The following is a 14,926-nucleotide window of genomic DNA, read 5'->3' on the forward strand; positions in this document are numbered from 1 at the left end:
ATTCTCATCAACTCTATGCAATGTAATGGCTATTATTTCAAATTAGCTCAGCGGTGCTAGCAACGAGCCTAAAATATCATCTGTTAAACTCAGCTTATTATCACTGACTTCTTCAGACAATAAAGCTTTAGCAAGTTCTGCTTTATTTTGCTGTATTTTTTGGATTTTCTCTTCTATTGAATTTTCTATAATATATTTATAAACAAAAACAGGTTTGTCTTGTCCAATTCGATACGCTCTGTCAGTTGCTTGATTCTCTACGGCAGGATTCCACCAAGGGTCAAAATGAATCACGGTATCGGCAGCGGTTAAGTTTAAGCCAACACCACCAGCACGTAAGCTAATCAAAAATACCGGCACTTCACCTTCTTGGAATTTGTCTACCACGGCCTGTCTGTTGGTCGTTGAACCAGTTAGTTTAACAAAATCAATACCTTCTGCCACCAACTCATCTTCTATTAAAGCAAGCATACTGGTGAACTGAGAAAAAATTAATATTTTGCGACCTTCAGCAATTTGCTCAGGTAGCGTTTCCATTAAGTAGTCAAGCTTGGCTGATTGGTTTACTTTTTTAGCGCCTTCAAGCGATAATAATTTAGGGTGATTACAAACCTGTCTTAGTTTTAATAATGCATCCAATACTTCTATCTGACTGCGCTTTAAGCCTTTGTCAGCAATGATATCTTTTAAACGACTGTCCATCGCTAAACGCACTGATTCATAAAGCTCAGCTTGCTGACCTTCAATACGCAATTTTTGAATGATTTCAGTCTTTGGCGGCAACTCAGTGGCTATTTTATCTTTCGTTCTGCGTAAAATAAATGGCTTGATGCGTTGGTTTAATAACTGCTTACGCTCTTGCTCACCATGTTTTTCTATCGGTGTTCTAAAGAGTTTAGTAAATTGTCTTTGGCCACCAAGAAAGCCCGGTAATAAGAAATTAAATTGTGCCCAAAACTCACCTAAATGATTCTCCATCGGTGTACCGGTCAAGCATAATTTATGTTGCGCTTTGAGGGTCAAAAAGGCTTGGTATAATTTTGTTTTAGTGTTCTTTATATAGTGAGCTTCATCGAGCACTAGATAATAAAATTTTTGCTGGCTATAAAGCGCTAAATCTTTAGTAATCAATGCATAGCTGGTGATGATAATATCAACTTGATTGTCAAGTCCTTCAAAACAATCAAAGTGCTGCTGGCGTTTACTGCCGTGTAAAACGCGATAAGAAAGTTGTGGGGTAAATTTCTCTATTTCATTTGCCCAGTTAAAAATAACACTGGTTGGTGCCACAATGAGCACGGGTTTAGTAAGGCGGCCTTGTTGTTTTTCAATTAATAGGTGCGCTAAGGTTTGAATCGTTTTACCTAAACCCATATCGTCAGCCAAAATACCATTTAATTGATACTCGCGTAAAAACTGCAACCAATTTAGCCCTTGATGCTGATATGTTCTTAAGGTCGCATTCAATCCTTCTGGCACAGGAACCGTGGTCACTTGTTGGAAGTCTCTGAGTTTGTCAGCTAAGCTTCTTAACTTACTGGTACCCGTGGCTATCATTCCTTGGTCATCTAACATTGATAATGTTTGATGTCCTTGAAAACGTGATAGCTCCATAGTGCCATTTTTATTTAAAGCATTGGGCATAAACAGCTCAATAAACTGTTTCAATATCGGTTGTACGCTTTGATAACGCAAGGCAACGAAGTCACCATTATCTAAGTCAACGTAAATAGGTGAATCAGGCGAAATAAGTTTTTCTTTTTCGCGGTCAACTAACGCCGATTTAGGAAGTTGTTCAATCGCGCCAAGCAAAATAGGAAATGCCGGCATTTTTTTACCATCAATGGTTAAGTTCAACCCTAATGAGAAAAAGTCATGGTCATCGGTTTGAATAACTTCAGCATCAAAAATACTGTCGGTAGCGAGCGCCTTATAATAAAAATCATCAGTAAAAGTTATGTGCCAGCCTAAATTCTTAAGTGGTTGTACTTCTTGATGCAAAAAGTGATGCCAAAGGTAACGCCCTTGCATTAGCATCGAAAATTTAGGCGTTTTATCTTTATTTAAATAGTCTTCATTGGTGAAAGTATAACGCTTAGCTTTGGGCTGAACGGTAAATTTTAACGTCGTCAACTTATCGATAACCGCTTGTTCAAACGTTAAATCTCGATACAGTTTTATTTTTTTATCAGTTTCAGTTTCGTTATCATTTTCACTTGAGTTTTTGGGGGTAACCGTAACACTCTCATTATGTGGGTTGACTAAATTTCCTTGGTAGGAAAAGTTAACCTTTACAAAACCTGATTGTGGATCTGCTTCACGGGGGGTTGAAAAGTGCAAATGTACTTCTGGTTTGGTCAACTCTTGTGAGTATTCTGTTTTGGGTTTAGGCAAACGCTGCACAGCATCACCTAACGACATAGATAACTTATTCATGACCCAAGGTAATTTGTCTTCTTCGAAGATAGGTGAATTGAGTAAGTCTGCCTCAAAATTACATTGTGTATTGGTATTAATTTTCCCAAAGCAATTATTCTTTTCATCATAATAACAAAGCGGTTGTGCTTTGATGATAAGAATGTTGGTCGAAGGTTCCATGAAAACAAGTTTTAAGGTGTGTAACTTGTTATCAAGGGCTAACCACTGCCACTGGGCTTCTATGGGATCACCCAAAGTGATCGCTTCATTTAAGTCGTAACTTGTTTGCCAAAAACAGCGATTAGTTTTGATAATACGTTCGAACAAATCAAAATACTTGATGTTATCGCCATATTGATTAGTACGGATAAGTTCGGTAAGTACAGCAACATCATCGTTATTAGCATAAGCGCTATTTATTAACGAGCTGGCAGAAAACTCGCTGCCAAGTGAACTACTCCATCCACCACTATTTTTGGGGCGAGCTGATTTTATACCTAAAGTGAAATAGTCATCTTCGTTATAACTGTTAGGCTTTAAAAAGTACAATAGCGATTTTTGTTGGCTATTGGGCTGATATCTACTGGGCTGTGCTTGAAAGCGACTAAGCCATTTATCAATAACCTTTTCAGAAGTTGCAATACTGTTTTGGTCAAAATGTTCGTGAATAAAACACTGCGCTAACGCTGCACCATGCTTACAATCTCGGCCAATATAACAATCGCAATAACTGGCAATACCATCATTCTTAATATTTAGCACTAAACGAGTCAAATAAGTGCTTTGGCGAGAGCGTTCACTGTAAACGACACCACGAATTATTTCACCATCAAGGGCGCAGGTTTTAATGCCATTCGCCTGAAAAATACGCGTTCCTTTTTTCCATTCATTTTTGGCAAAGTGTTTTTCAAGTAATTCAGGTGTAAAAGTGTTTGTAGCCATAAGTTTTTAATTATTAAGAATTCAAATAGGTTGTGAATGGATAAATTAGTTTGATATCACTTCTCAATAGAATAAAAATATCAAGAGGATGATAAATATACATTAATTCAACAGCACTTTCAGGACTTACTGCGAATCGTTAATCATTTATTATATCATCTCAATAGTATCACTGAGAATTAAAACCTTCAATTTGTCTTAATACTTGTAATTAAAGGGTAATATTTTTAATGGAAGCTCATCTTAAGCACCAAGGTTCAATTTAAACACAGGTATCATTTTTTTTAAGGACTATTGAATAGCTAATTATTTGTAATAAAATGGCAAAATCGATAAGTGTTGGTTTTAACTTATGTCGTTAACGATTGTTTGTGGGAGTTAAGTAGCCGCATTGAAATATGATCGATGGCGACATTAAGTAAAGCGGTACAGATGATAAGAATTAATGCACTACTGTAGCGTATTTCACTGAAATTACTGTCGATATAAAAACCTAATGTCATAATACCTAAAATACCAAACACGGCAGTTTCACGGACGATAATCTCGAATCGATAAAACAATAAAGCCATCATATTGGGATAAATGCTTGGCATTATGTAGTAGTTAAACTTATTTAACGTGCTTATCTGCATCAGGGGGGGCGCTATGGCGTTACTTTGTCGAACCGTTAAGTAGGCGATAACACTACCATTATGTATGGCTAGGGCAAGAATAGCAGGTAACATCGACGGGCCAAGTAATATTAAAAAAATAAACGCTAATATGTATTCAGGTACTGAACGACCAATAAGTAAAATGAACTGACCAAAATACGCAAGTGGGGCAGGCCATAGATGCTTACTTGCAATGGCATGGGCATTTAAGCTAACAAAGTGGCTAGCCGCTAATGCTAATAAGGCTAAAATTAGGGTCGATATCGCCCCGGGGAAAGCCTGTAGCGTGACAATATCGCTAAACCAAGTATAAAGTAATGACCATTGCACGTCGGAAAAACTTAAGGTGTTTACTAACGCAGGAGGAATAATATCTTGGCTAATAAAGCGTATCAGTAAACTGCTATCTAGCGTAGGAATTTCTACCAATGTTATACAAGCAATAATAAGGTAAACCCCTAATAACTTAGGAGGGCACCAATAACGAATCGTGCCAATAAGCGCAATAAATATCATCAGTAATGCTGCGCCTTCGCTATAGTTTCCTTGTTTAAAAGCGCTTTCTAAATAATAGCCCAGCGTTGGCATACCAATAAATCCTAGTACAGCGCTACTGCGCAGCGCGCATTCAAAACGGTAGCGTGTGTAGGTGATAAGTTGCGGTAAAACTTGAGCTATTTTGCCATAGGTATAGCGGCTAATAATATCTGCTCTGCTGTCAATACTCTCTAATGGATTGTCTGACGATTGATTGATTATATCGTGAAATACCCGAGCAAAAGTGGCGGCAAAGGGAATAGTGATCGCTAAAATGCCTGTTATTGGAGAAAGACCAAAAACTTGTAAAAATAACAGCGCCCAAAAGATCTCATGAATTGCGCGTAAAAAAGCGCAGCAGCCAGATACTAAAGGGTGTGGGTAGATGAGTGCGAGAGGAGCGCCGAGCAGCAGTCCTAAAGATACACCAATAATGGCAAAGTTAAGGGTTTGAATTATCGCTTGAAACAGGTATTCAGTGGCGAAAAAGTCAGCGTGAATAAAACCTTGAGCCATAAGCGATAACTCAAGTAAAGGGTCGAAAGTAACAATTTCTATATCAGCAAAAGGAATAATAACTAAGGCGATAAATCCTATTGATAAGGTGACTTTTTGCCAATATCCTAATGGGTAAACTGTATTTTGTCGCAACGCCATAAAATAAACCTACGCGACTGCGTCAGTTTGATAAAGTTTGCTGATCTGCTGTTGGTTAATGGACTGTTTTTTGCTGTCGAGTACCAACCGACCTTTATCTAAGGCGATAACACGATCGAAAGCGTTCATTGCCAATGTACGGTCGTGTACAACCATAATGACAGTTTTGTGGCGAGCTAATATTATTTCAAGTAATCTTGACGCCATTAATGGGTCAAGTGCTGAAAAAGGTTCATCGCCAAGAAATATATCTTGCTGCTGATATAAAGCTCTTGCTAATGCGACTCGTTGTCTTTGCCCACCAGAAAGTTTATCTACTGACTTGGCTAAGGGCTCATCTAGTTCTAACTGCTGACAAAGTAGGCCAATATTGTGTAAGTCTTGTTTAAAAGGTCTCATTAAGTTAATAAGATTAAATAACCAATGGTGGCGAGCTAAAGCACCCATAAATATATTGTGGAAGATACTTAAGTTATCGACCAAGCCTTGGCGCTGAGAACAAAGCGCTGCGCTGGTTTGTAAACACTGATATACATGGTGCAGTAGCGAGGTTTTTCCTGCACCAGAGGGACCAATAATCGCAACTTTTTCACCTTTATTTATCGTCAGACTTAGATCAAAGATGACTTGAGCAGCCCCTTTACGCTTACCTGTATTATTGCTGGTTGTTTTATGATGATAAAGGTTTAGGTTGTCGAGGGTTATCATTAATCGATAAGTCCTATCTTTTTAGCCACTGTTAATACTGGCTCAAAATCTTTATTTTCAGCATTAACAAAAGAAGAACGTGGAAAGCTACTAAGTAGCTCTGGGTTATTCATATTGAGAAGTGCCGCCTGCACTTTATTCGCAAAGCCTTTGCCAAATTCCGCATCAACATTGGCGCGTATCGTCCATTGGTAATCAGGGTAGGTAGGGGTTTCCCAAATAACACCGACTTTATTGGTGTCTATTTTTCCTGCGCTAAGTGCACTTTCCCATACTTTATAATTAACAGCACCAACTTGGTAAGCGCCCGCTTGAACTTGAGCAATAGTGCGGCTATGGTCACCAGAAAAACCAACACGTTTAAATGCTTGCTGTGGCTTTTTAGCTAAATGTTGCTCAATAAAATATTGTGGCATTAATCGACCTGATGTTGAGCCTTTTGAGCCGAAGGTGAAGGTTTTATCATTTATATCAGGGAAATTGTCGTTCATCGTTAACCCCGTACTGTGGTGAGCGATAAAATAGCTCTTAAAAAACTGATCTTCATAGCCTTGAGCAATCGCTTGTGATCCAGGCACTAAAAGTCGGGCTTGTACGCCAGATAAACCACCGAACCAAGCGAGTTGAACTTGGTTGTTTCTAAAGGCTGTTACGGCGGCAGAGTATGACTTTACCGGTACGTATTTAACCTTGACGCCAAGTTCCTTTTCTAAATACAAGGCTACTTTTTCGAAACGAGTTCTTAATTGAGATTCGTCTTCATCAGGGATCGCGGTAAAAGTAAAGGTTGTGGCGATAGCGTTGACACTTACTAAGGTGCTTAGTATTAACGTTAATGATGTGATTAAAGTGGTTAGTATTTTCATGGTATCTCTAGTTATTTTTAACCCAATAGTAACGTCAATATGATGATAATCGATGTTATATTGATGCAGGAAAATTATGGAAGTTTGATGGCGTATTATTACTTAAAAAATAATGATTCACACGCTTTTGCGCAATTTAATCGATACTCTGCATAAAATACCGTTTAGCCATATTTATTATTTAAAATATCTAGCTGTTTCTGTTTACTTGAAACTCAATACACACATCAGTAATACTGAAATCATAATTAAATCCTACCTTTTTACGCTCATCAGCTAAATCTTAAACATTTACTATTAGCGGCGTTTTAACAACCGTGTTTATTTGCTCGGTTTTTTTTCGATATTAACTTGTTTGTTAACAAGACAATGCCTCCAGTGAGGGGTTAATATTATTAAAGTAGGGGTTTCCCCTGATGGTCATACCAGTATCAAGACTCTACATTGGTAACAACACGTTTACTTTTAGATGTGTACCAAAAACAATAATTAAGTGCTCTATCCTAGAGTAACTTGAGAAACTTAATACTATGTGGAGCCAAAAATGAAAAAGAAATTAATAAGCTTAATGATTTCATCTTGTATTGCACTGCCAGCTATTGCTGCAGAAGACAACGCACTTAGCAATATTATCGTTAGCCTAGATGCTAATCAAATCGCCAGTGTTGCAGACTTTATCGACGATTACGCTATAGCAAGTAAATATACTTACAGCCATGTTTTTACTGGTTTTTCTGCGACGGTTCCGTCAAAAGTACTTGCCCAGCTAAGTCAAGATCAACGTGTTTTGAGTGTTTCAAAAGATGGCAGAGTTCACGCAACAAAAAGTACTTCCAATCAAGTGGCAGCCTGCAGTTTCTTATTTGGTTGCCAGACTAGCCAGCAAGAAACTCCTTGGGGAATTAGTCGCATAGGGGCAAATACTGATGAAAACACCGGTCAGGGGGTTCATGTTTATGTTATTGATACGGGTATAGATTCTGATCACCCAGATTTAGCTAGTAATGTCGCTAATGGTTATAGTGTTGAAATGTGTCTTGGTTTAGATTGTTCAAATAACTGGGATGATGATCAAGGCCATGGCACCCATGTTGCTGGCACCATTGGTGCATTAGATAATAACCTTGATGTTATTGGCGTAGCACCAGCCGTTACTTTACATGCCGTTAAAGTATTAAATGCTGCTGGCAGTGGCTCTAATTCTGGGGTTATTGCTGGTATTGATTGGGTAACACAGCAGGCTGAATCTTTAGGCGTAGCGGTTGTTGCTAACATGAGCTTGGGCGGTGATGGTTCTAAAACAGGTACCTGTACCAATGACGGTTTTATTGGTAATGATAACTTTCATCGCGCTATCTGTAATGCGAAAAATCAAGGGGTTATTTTTGCTGTGGCGGCAGGAAATGACAGCGCAGATGCTTATGGTTCAACGCCAGCAGCTTATGACGATGCGGTGATAACCGTTAGTGCAACCGATATAAATGATGATTGGGCTGGCTTTTCTAACTGGGGCAATGGCTCAGCTAGCTGGACTAGTCATCAATCTGCGCCAGTAGCTATTGCAGCCCCTGGAGCTAATATTTTATCGACTAAAAGTGGCGGTGGCACAACAACGATGAGCGGCACATCAATGGCCGCTCCACATGTTGCGGGTGTTTTAGCGCTTTACTTGGAGTCTATATCACTAAACCCTGATGGCAGCGCTTTTGGCGCAGCAAGAGATTGGTTACTTTACAACAGTGAGTCTAATGCTAATTTAACTAATACAACGGGTCAGCCTCACCAAGAAGATTTTCTTAACGCCGAAATCTCTAAATAAAGAAGTAAAGAGTTATTAGTAAAATTTAACTATCTTGTCAGGGTGTTCCCTTAACTTGAATTTAATTCACGTTAAGGGCTTTCTGCTAGGGTTAGTCAATTTTATTAACTTACTGGGGCAAAAATAGGCTAAAATATACTTACTTATTTTAGCCTTGAGCCCTTTATCTTAATGACCTCTATTTCAACCCCAGCCCAGTTTACAGAACTTGGTCTTATTCCCCCCCTATTAGCTCGATTAACTGAGCTCAAATATTTGCAGCCGACGCCTATTCAGGCACAAGCTATTCCAAGTGTTTTAGCAGGACGTGACTTAATTGCAGGGGCAAATACCGGTTCAGGTAAAACAGCTACCTTTGCATTACCACTTTTGCAGCACATTTTTTTACAACTGTCTGCTGATACAGCCTCAAATGGCAAGAGTAACAAGGGGAATTATGTTACTGGGCTTATTTTAGTACCTACGCGTGAACTTGCTAAACAAGTAGCAGAGAGCATTAAATCTTATGCCGTGCATTTCAATGGTGCGATAAAAACGGTTGCTGTTTTTGGTGGTGTATCTGTGAATACACAAATGTTGGCATTACGAGGTGGCGCCGATATTCTGGTGGCAACCCCGGGTCGATTACTCGATTTAATTTCAAGTAATGCCATTAAGCTTGATTTGGTTAAGACCTTAGTCCTTGATGAAGCCGATAGGATGTTAAGCTTAGGTTTTACCGAAGAGTTATCTGCGCTGTTAGCCTTATTACCGAAGAAAAAACAAATATTATTATTTTCAGCAACCTTTCCCGAACAAGTAAAAGCGCTAACCCAAGAATTACTTAACAACCCGATCGAGATACAAGTTCAAAGTGCTGATGCAAGTACGCTAGTCCAGCGTGTCTTTAGCGTTAATAAAGGCGAAAAAACAGCAGTGTTAGCACATTTAATTGCAGAAAATGAATGGCGACAAGCGCTCATCTTTGTTAATGCTAAACACCACTGTGAGCATTTAGCTGAAAAACTTGCTAAACGTGGTATTACCGCGGCAGTGTTTCATGGTGATAAAGGTCAAGGCGAACGAAGTAGAGTACTTGATGGCTTTAAAGCTGGCGAGATTGACGTGCTCATTGCAACAGATATAGCCGCTCGCGGACTAGACATTGAAAAACTGCCGGTGGTTATTAATTTCAACTTACCGAGAAGTCCATCAGACTACATGCATCGTATTGGTCGAAGTGGCCGTGCTGGTGAAGTAGGTTTAGCTTTATCATTGATTGACCATGAAGACTTTCATCACTTTAGTATCATCGAAAAGAAAAATAAAATTCGTCTTGAACGTGAGCAAGTCAAAGGTTTTGAAGCCGATGAAGTCAGTAATGATTCAATTACTGCTGCAGAGAAACCCATGGCAAAGCCTGAAGGCACAGGAAAGAAAAAGCGTAAAAAGAAAGGGGCGGTGAATACCATAAACGCTGATATTTGGGCCGGTTATAGCGACACAGAATAACAGTGATTAAACTAAGCGGCTGAATGTATATTCAGCCTAATGAGCTAATATCTTACTTAGCAAATAAAAACATCAGTCATTTATTGGCTTGGTGTTTTTTTTATGGTGTTTTAGCAAGATTTAGCCCAATAGAATAAGTGCTAATGCACTTTTATTGACGGTCAATAATCGCTAAATTATAAAGTGTCACCTCTGATCTTCTATACTCTTTTTGACTTCCTGTTATTAATCTCACCCTATGTTACTATCTTAGTATTAAACGGAATTAAGTTAATTTAACGAACTATCTTAATACAGTTTTTACTTGAATGAAATTTAACCTTATTGTTAAGTATAATAGGATCATATGTTCAATGTTAAGCGCTTCTGCCAGCTAAAGGCGATCAAGGCTTCGTTCAAAAAAAATCGGTATCTTTGCGCTTTTGTTTTGCTGTTATTATTTTCAAATGATACTTTTTCAATGAGTGACTTTAGCGCTATTTTTGAAAAACATAGCGCAGTTATGTTAATCATTGAGCCTAAAACCGGTAATATTCTTCAGGCAAATTCAGCCGCTCAACACTTCTATGGATTCGCAGAAAAAAAACTTGAGTCACTGGCTATTCAAGACATTAACCTGTTGAGTGTAGAGCAAGTCGCTTCAGAAAGAGCCTTAGCTAAATCAGAAGATAGAAATTATTTTATTTTTAGACATAAAACCAGTAATGGCGATATCAAAACTGTGTCGTCACATTCCATTCCGATAACTTATAATAATAAAGCTGTGCTCTTTTCTATTATCCAAGATGTGACATCAGAAAGGGAATATCAGCAAGCGCTTTGGCATTATCAAAGTAATTTAGAGAACTTGGTCGACAAGCAAGTTAATGAAATCGATAAAACTAAAAAAAACTTAATACAACTATTAGTGATAGGTCTCTTGTTATTATCGACCTTGAGTCTTTTTTTACTTTTTATGTTAAAACGAAAAAATGAAGCTGAAGCTCAGCGTTCATTAATCGCTCAAATTGTAGAGCAAAGCCCCGTCTCAATTCAAACCGCAGACCTTGATGGTATTATCACTTATGTTAATAAAGAATTTGTTAAAAGTTCTGGATTTCAAGCAACAGAAGTGATCGGTCAAAAAACAAATATTCTTAAATCTGGTTTTCATCAATCTCCGCTCTATGAGAATTTATGGGCAACAATTACATCAGGTAAACACTGGGTCGGGGAGTTTTATAATCAGCGAAAAAATGGTGATAATTTTTGGGAGAAAGCCAATGTATATCCCCTCAAAGATGCTAAAAATAGAATCACCAGTTATGTAGGGATTAAAGAAGATATTACTCAAATTAAGCAAGATGAAAAGCAGTTAAGACTCGCTTCAACGGTATTTAAAACCGCAACAGAGGCTGTAATGGTTACCGACATTGATAATAATATTGTTGCGGTTAATCAAGCGTTTATATTAATTACTGGCTATGAGGAAAAAGAAGTCTTAGGTAAAAATCCCACATTATTAAGCTCTGGGCATCATGACACAGAATTTTATCAGCGCATGGCGGCAGATTTGGAAAGCTTGGGGCAGTGGCAAGGTGAAATCTGCAATCGACGTAAAAATGGTGAGGTGTTTTATGAATGGTTATCTGTTACTGCTTTGAGAGATGAGTTTGGGCAATTAGAGTCTTATGTTTCATTATTTAGTGATATTACTAAACGTAAAAAGGCCGAAGATAAAATTTATCGCCAAGCTAATTACGATTCATTGACCGGACTCGCCAATAGAAATCTGTTTGTCGACAGATTTGAGCATACTTTGGAACTTGCCCAACGGGACAATAATAGAGTTGCGATATTTTTTATTGATTTAGATGGCTTTAAGAATGTTAATGATACCTTTGGCCACGCTAAGGGAGATATGCTGTTAAAATTAACCACAGAGCGTATCAAAGAGTCGGTAAGAAAGGCCGATACGGTCAGTCGTTTGAGTGGTGATGAATTTGCAATAATTTTGTCGGGCGACAATGATGTCTTTAGTTTTGAAAAAATTGCCAGCCAGATACTTGATAAAATAGCTAAGCCATTTCATTTAATAGAAATAGAAGCTTATGTTACCGCAAGCATAGGTATATCAATATTTCCAGATGATGGCAGTACCTATGAAGAGCTATTGAGTAAAGCCGATAGCGCTATGTATAAAGCCAAAGAAAAGGGTAAAAAAAATGTGCAATTTTTTACCAAAGAAATGGATATTAAAGCCCAACAACGAAGGCATCTAGAAGTTGAACTACGCAAGGTTATTGTCAACAAGGAGTTGATTTTACATTATCAACCTATCCATCAAGTTAGTAGTAATAAAGTTGTTTCTGCTGAGGCCTTAGTTAGATGGCTACACCCGATAAAAGGCTTGGTTCCACCGGCTGACTTTATTGCATTGGCAGAAGATATTGGTTTTATTACTGAAATTGGAGATTGGGTCTTAGAAGAAGCTTGTAAACAAGCTAAATGCTGGCAAAGCCAATTTGACCTTGCGCCAAAGATATCAGTTAATATCTCGAGTGTGCAGTTCCAACGTCAGGATTTTATCAGTAAACTTGAAACTATCTTAGCAAAAACACAACTTGCTCCAGATTCACTGATCCTTGAAATGACTGAAAGTTTATTAATTCAAGAAGATGATCAAACCCTAATTCAGTTATCAGCTATAAGAGCTATGGGTATAGAACTGTCGATTGATGACTTTGGTACCGGTTATTCGTCACTTAGCTACTTAAAGCGGTTTCCTATTAGCATATTAAAAATAGACCGCGCTTTTATTAAAGATATTACCTTTAATGCTGAAGATGAAGCTTTGGCTTGCGCTATCTTGTCGATGGCAAAAAGTTTAGGTTTAAAAGTGGTTGCCGAAGGGGTTGAAGATCTTGCTCAGTGCCAATTACTAACTAAGCATCAATGCGATTATATTCAAGGATATTTTTTTAGTCGCCCACTCGAAGAGCACGCCTTTATTGCGTATCTCAACGACAATATTTAGCAATCGAACGTGCAAGGTAATGGTAATAAAAACTTATCTTGGTACGTAACGGTTAATTTTTATTAAAAACTATTACTCAAAGATAATCAGAGTTTAGGTTTTTGCTATAAAGTTTATTAACAAAGTGTCTATCAATTTAGCTAGGCATAATTATAAAATAACTGATTACTAGGGAAAACCATGAACAATAAAAATTTACTTATTCTTATTCTTACTTTATCAGTAAGCGTTAATTCATTGGCCAATGAAGCCGTTTTTAGACCGGTTGAAGCACTATTTTCTGCGATGTCAGCAGCAGACCATCTTAAAATGAAAGCCGTGGTCACTGACGATTTTCAGTTGTTAGAAGCCGGCGAAGATTGGAGCTTAACCGACCTGATTAACGTTGTTAAACCCTCAGAGTATAAAAGAAGAAACTATTTTAGTGTCATTAAAACAAGGGTTTATAGTGATGTTGCATGGGTGAGTTATTGGAATAAAGCAACTTTCAATAATGGCAAGGAAGAAAGTACTGTAGCTTGGTTAGAAAGTGCCGTCATGGTGAAAGTGGCGGGGCAATGGAAAATGCAAATGCTGCATTCAACGCGAATAAAAGCTGAGAGTATTCCTAAAGATATTTTATTGTCTGAATATGTTGATTAACCTACGTTCAACAGATTCAGATGTGACTAAGTATTGAAATTGAAAAATAATGACCTGCAGTCGCGACAAACTGTCTTTTCCTAAAAGCGCTAAAACAGTTTATAATAGCGTCGAAAAATTCGACTGGCAGCAGATCTTGAACATTCAAAGTGATCTCCTTAAACTTTATCCATTTTTTCTTGAATTAAAATAAGTCTTTATTTTAATTCCTTGATTAGTATTTTCGGAAAATTAAAAACCCTATGCTCAAGAAAAACCTACGTTGGTTAACTACATTTTTATCATTGTTTATTTTTATTGCGCTGGGTTCATCAATTAAACATCATTATAACAATAAACTGGTTTCAATGGATGAGAGGCTCACGGAAGTTTCGGGTATTGAATTTGATAAAAAAGGTAAACTTTGGGCAATAAATGATGGTGGTGATAAGCCGAATTTATACCGGGTTGAAGCCGATGGTAAAATAAGTAAAACGGTGTTGATCACTAATGCTAAAAATATTGATTGGGAAGATATGACCCAAGACGATTTTGGCCATTTCTTTTTAGGTGATTTTGGCAATAACGACAATAAGCGAAAATGGCTAACCATCTATAAAATAGAAAACCCCATTGATATTAAGGGCGATAGCACTAGCGCTGAGATAATTAAATTTATGTATCCAGAGCAAAATAGTTATCCGCCAAAAGAACATCAGAAAAAATATGATTTAGAAGCTTTTGTTTTTTACAAAAAGAAATTGTACTTGTTTACAAAGAACAGATCCGTGCCATTTGACGGTGAAACTAATTTGTACCGAATAGGGGCTTATGCGGCTAATCATCAGGCGACAAAGCTCAGCTCTTTCACGACTTGCACGCATCATGAAAAACTCTGTTGGATAACTTCTGCGGCGTTAAGCCCCAATAAAAAGAAACTGGTGTTATTAGACTCACAAAGGTTGTGGCTATTTGAAAATTGGCAAGGGGATGACTTTTTTTCAGGCGATGCTTATGAAATTAATCTAGGGACTATTACCCAAAAAGAGTCAGTGACTTTTTTTGATGATAATACCGTTGTTTATACGGACGAAGAATTTATGGGTATTGGCAGAAATGCTTACTTAATTAAACTTGATAAACAAAGAAAAATTCCCGTTCACTCACTCCAGGAGTGAGCCATTTAAATATTGCT

9 protein-coding genes are annotated in these 14,926 nt (G+C 37.8%); 5 read left to right on the forward strand and 4 right to left on the reverse strand.

The features are described 5' to 3' along the window. Positions 1-42: 42 nt before the first annotated feature. The 4 genes from H4J70_RS12875 to H4J70_RS12890 form a co-directional block, all read right to left on the reverse strand. The gene (locus H4J70_RS12875) at positions 43-3,360 is read right to left on the reverse strand and encodes a DEAD/DEAH box helicase (RefSeq protein ID WP_182251240.1); all 3,318 of its coding nucleotides are present in this window, start codon (positions 3,358-3,360) and stop codon (positions 43-45) included. 350 nt (positions 3,361-3,710) lie between these two features. Continuing rightward, positions 3,711-5,210: an ABC transporter permease gene (locus tag H4J70_RS12880; RefSeq protein ID WP_182251241.1), complete on the reverse strand. Its 1,500-nt coding sequence runs from the start codon at positions 5,208-5,210 to the stop codon at positions 3,711-3,713. A 9-nt stretch (positions 5,211-5,219) separates the two neighbouring features. Then, positions 5,220-5,918 (reverse strand): ATP-binding cassette domain-containing protein, encoded by a 699-nt coding sequence (locus tag H4J70_RS12885; RefSeq protein WP_182251242.1) that lies wholly within the window; start codon positions 5,916-5,918, stop codon positions 5,220-5,222. After that, positions 5,918-6,784: a putative selenate ABC transporter substrate-binding protein gene (locus H4J70_RS12890; RefSeq protein ID WP_182251243.1), complete on the reverse strand. Its 867-nt coding sequence runs from the start codon at positions 6,782-6,784 to the stop codon at positions 5,918-5,920. The genes H4J70_RS12885 and H4J70_RS12890 overlap by 1 nt, the downstream gene beginning before the upstream one ends. Before the next feature lie 544 nt (positions 6,785-7,328). On the opposite strand from H4J70_RS12890, the gene H4J70_RS12895 reads away from it, so the two are divergent. The 5 genes from H4J70_RS12895 to H4J70_RS12915 all read left to right on the forward strand — a co-directional run bounded on the left by H4J70_RS12895 (position 7,329) and on the right by H4J70_RS12915 (position 14,909). Beyond that, complete coding sequence (locus H4J70_RS12895) at positions 7,329-8,603, forward strand: S8 family serine peptidase (protein WP_182214186.1); 1,275 nt, start codon at positions 7,329-7,331, stop codon at positions 8,601-8,603. 171 nt (positions 8,604-8,774) lie between these two features. Next, the gene (locus H4J70_RS12900) at positions 8,775-10,094 is read left to right on the forward strand and encodes a DEAD/DEAH box helicase (protein ID WP_182251244.1); all 1,320 of its coding nucleotides are present in this window, start codon (positions 8,775-8,777) and stop codon (positions 10,092-10,094) included. Between the two features lie 460 nt (positions 10,095-10,554). Beyond that, positions 10,555-13,110: an EAL domain-containing protein gene (locus H4J70_RS12905; RefSeq protein ID WP_182251245.1), complete on the forward strand. Its 2,556-nt coding sequence runs from the start codon at positions 10,555-10,557 to the stop codon at positions 13,108-13,110. Between the two features lie 180 nt (positions 13,111-13,290). Beyond that, entirely contained in the window at positions 13,291-13,752 is a 462-nt protein-coding gene (locus H4J70_RS12910; RefSeq protein WP_182221707.1) for a nuclear transport factor 2 family protein, read from the forward strand. A gap of 242 nt (positions 13,753-13,994) precedes the next feature. Continuing rightward, entirely contained in the window at positions 13,995-14,909 is a 915-nt protein-coding gene (locus H4J70_RS12915) for a hypothetical protein (RefSeq protein ID WP_182214193.1), read from the forward strand. Positions 14,910-14,926: the final 17 nt, after the last annotated feature.

The organism is Colwellia sp. BRX8-9 (assembly GCF_014077245.1).
Lineage (GTDB): Bacteria > Pseudomonadota > Gammaproteobacteria > Enterobacterales > Alteromonadaceae > Colwellia_A.

Coding starts and splice junctions, on each gene's coding strand:
- H4J70_RS12875 (WP_182251240.1), bottom strand. CDS start 3,360: ATGGCTACAAACACTTTTACACCTGAATTACTTGAAAAACACTTTGCC.
- H4J70_RS12880 (WP_182251241.1), bottom strand. CDS start 5,210: ATGGCGTTGCGACAAAATACAGTTTACCCATTAGGATATTGGCAAAAA.
- H4J70_RS12885 (WP_182251242.1), bottom strand. CDS start 5,918: ATGATAACCCTCGACAACCTAAACCTTTATCATCATAAAACAACCAGC.
- H4J70_RS12890 (WP_182251243.1), bottom strand. CDS start 6,784: ATGAAAATACTAACCACTTTAATCACATCATTAACGTTAATACTAAGC.
- H4J70_RS12895 (WP_182214186.1), top strand. CDS start 7,329: ATGAAAAAGAAATTAATAAGCTTAATGATTTCATCTTGTATTGCACTG.
- H4J70_RS12900 (WP_182251244.1), top strand. CDS start 8,775: ATGACCTCTATTTCAACCCCAGCCCAGTTTACAGAACTTGGTCTTATT.
- H4J70_RS12905 (WP_182251245.1), top strand. CDS start 10,555: ATGAGTGACTTTAGCGCTATTTTTGAAAAACATAGCGCAGTTATGTTA.
- H4J70_RS12910 (WP_182221707.1), top strand. CDS start 13,291: ATGAACAATAAAAATTTACTTATTCTTATTCTTACTTTATCAGTAAGC.
- H4J70_RS12915 (WP_182214193.1), top strand. CDS start 13,995: ATGCTCAAGAAAAACCTACGTTGGTTAACTACATTTTTATCATTGTTT.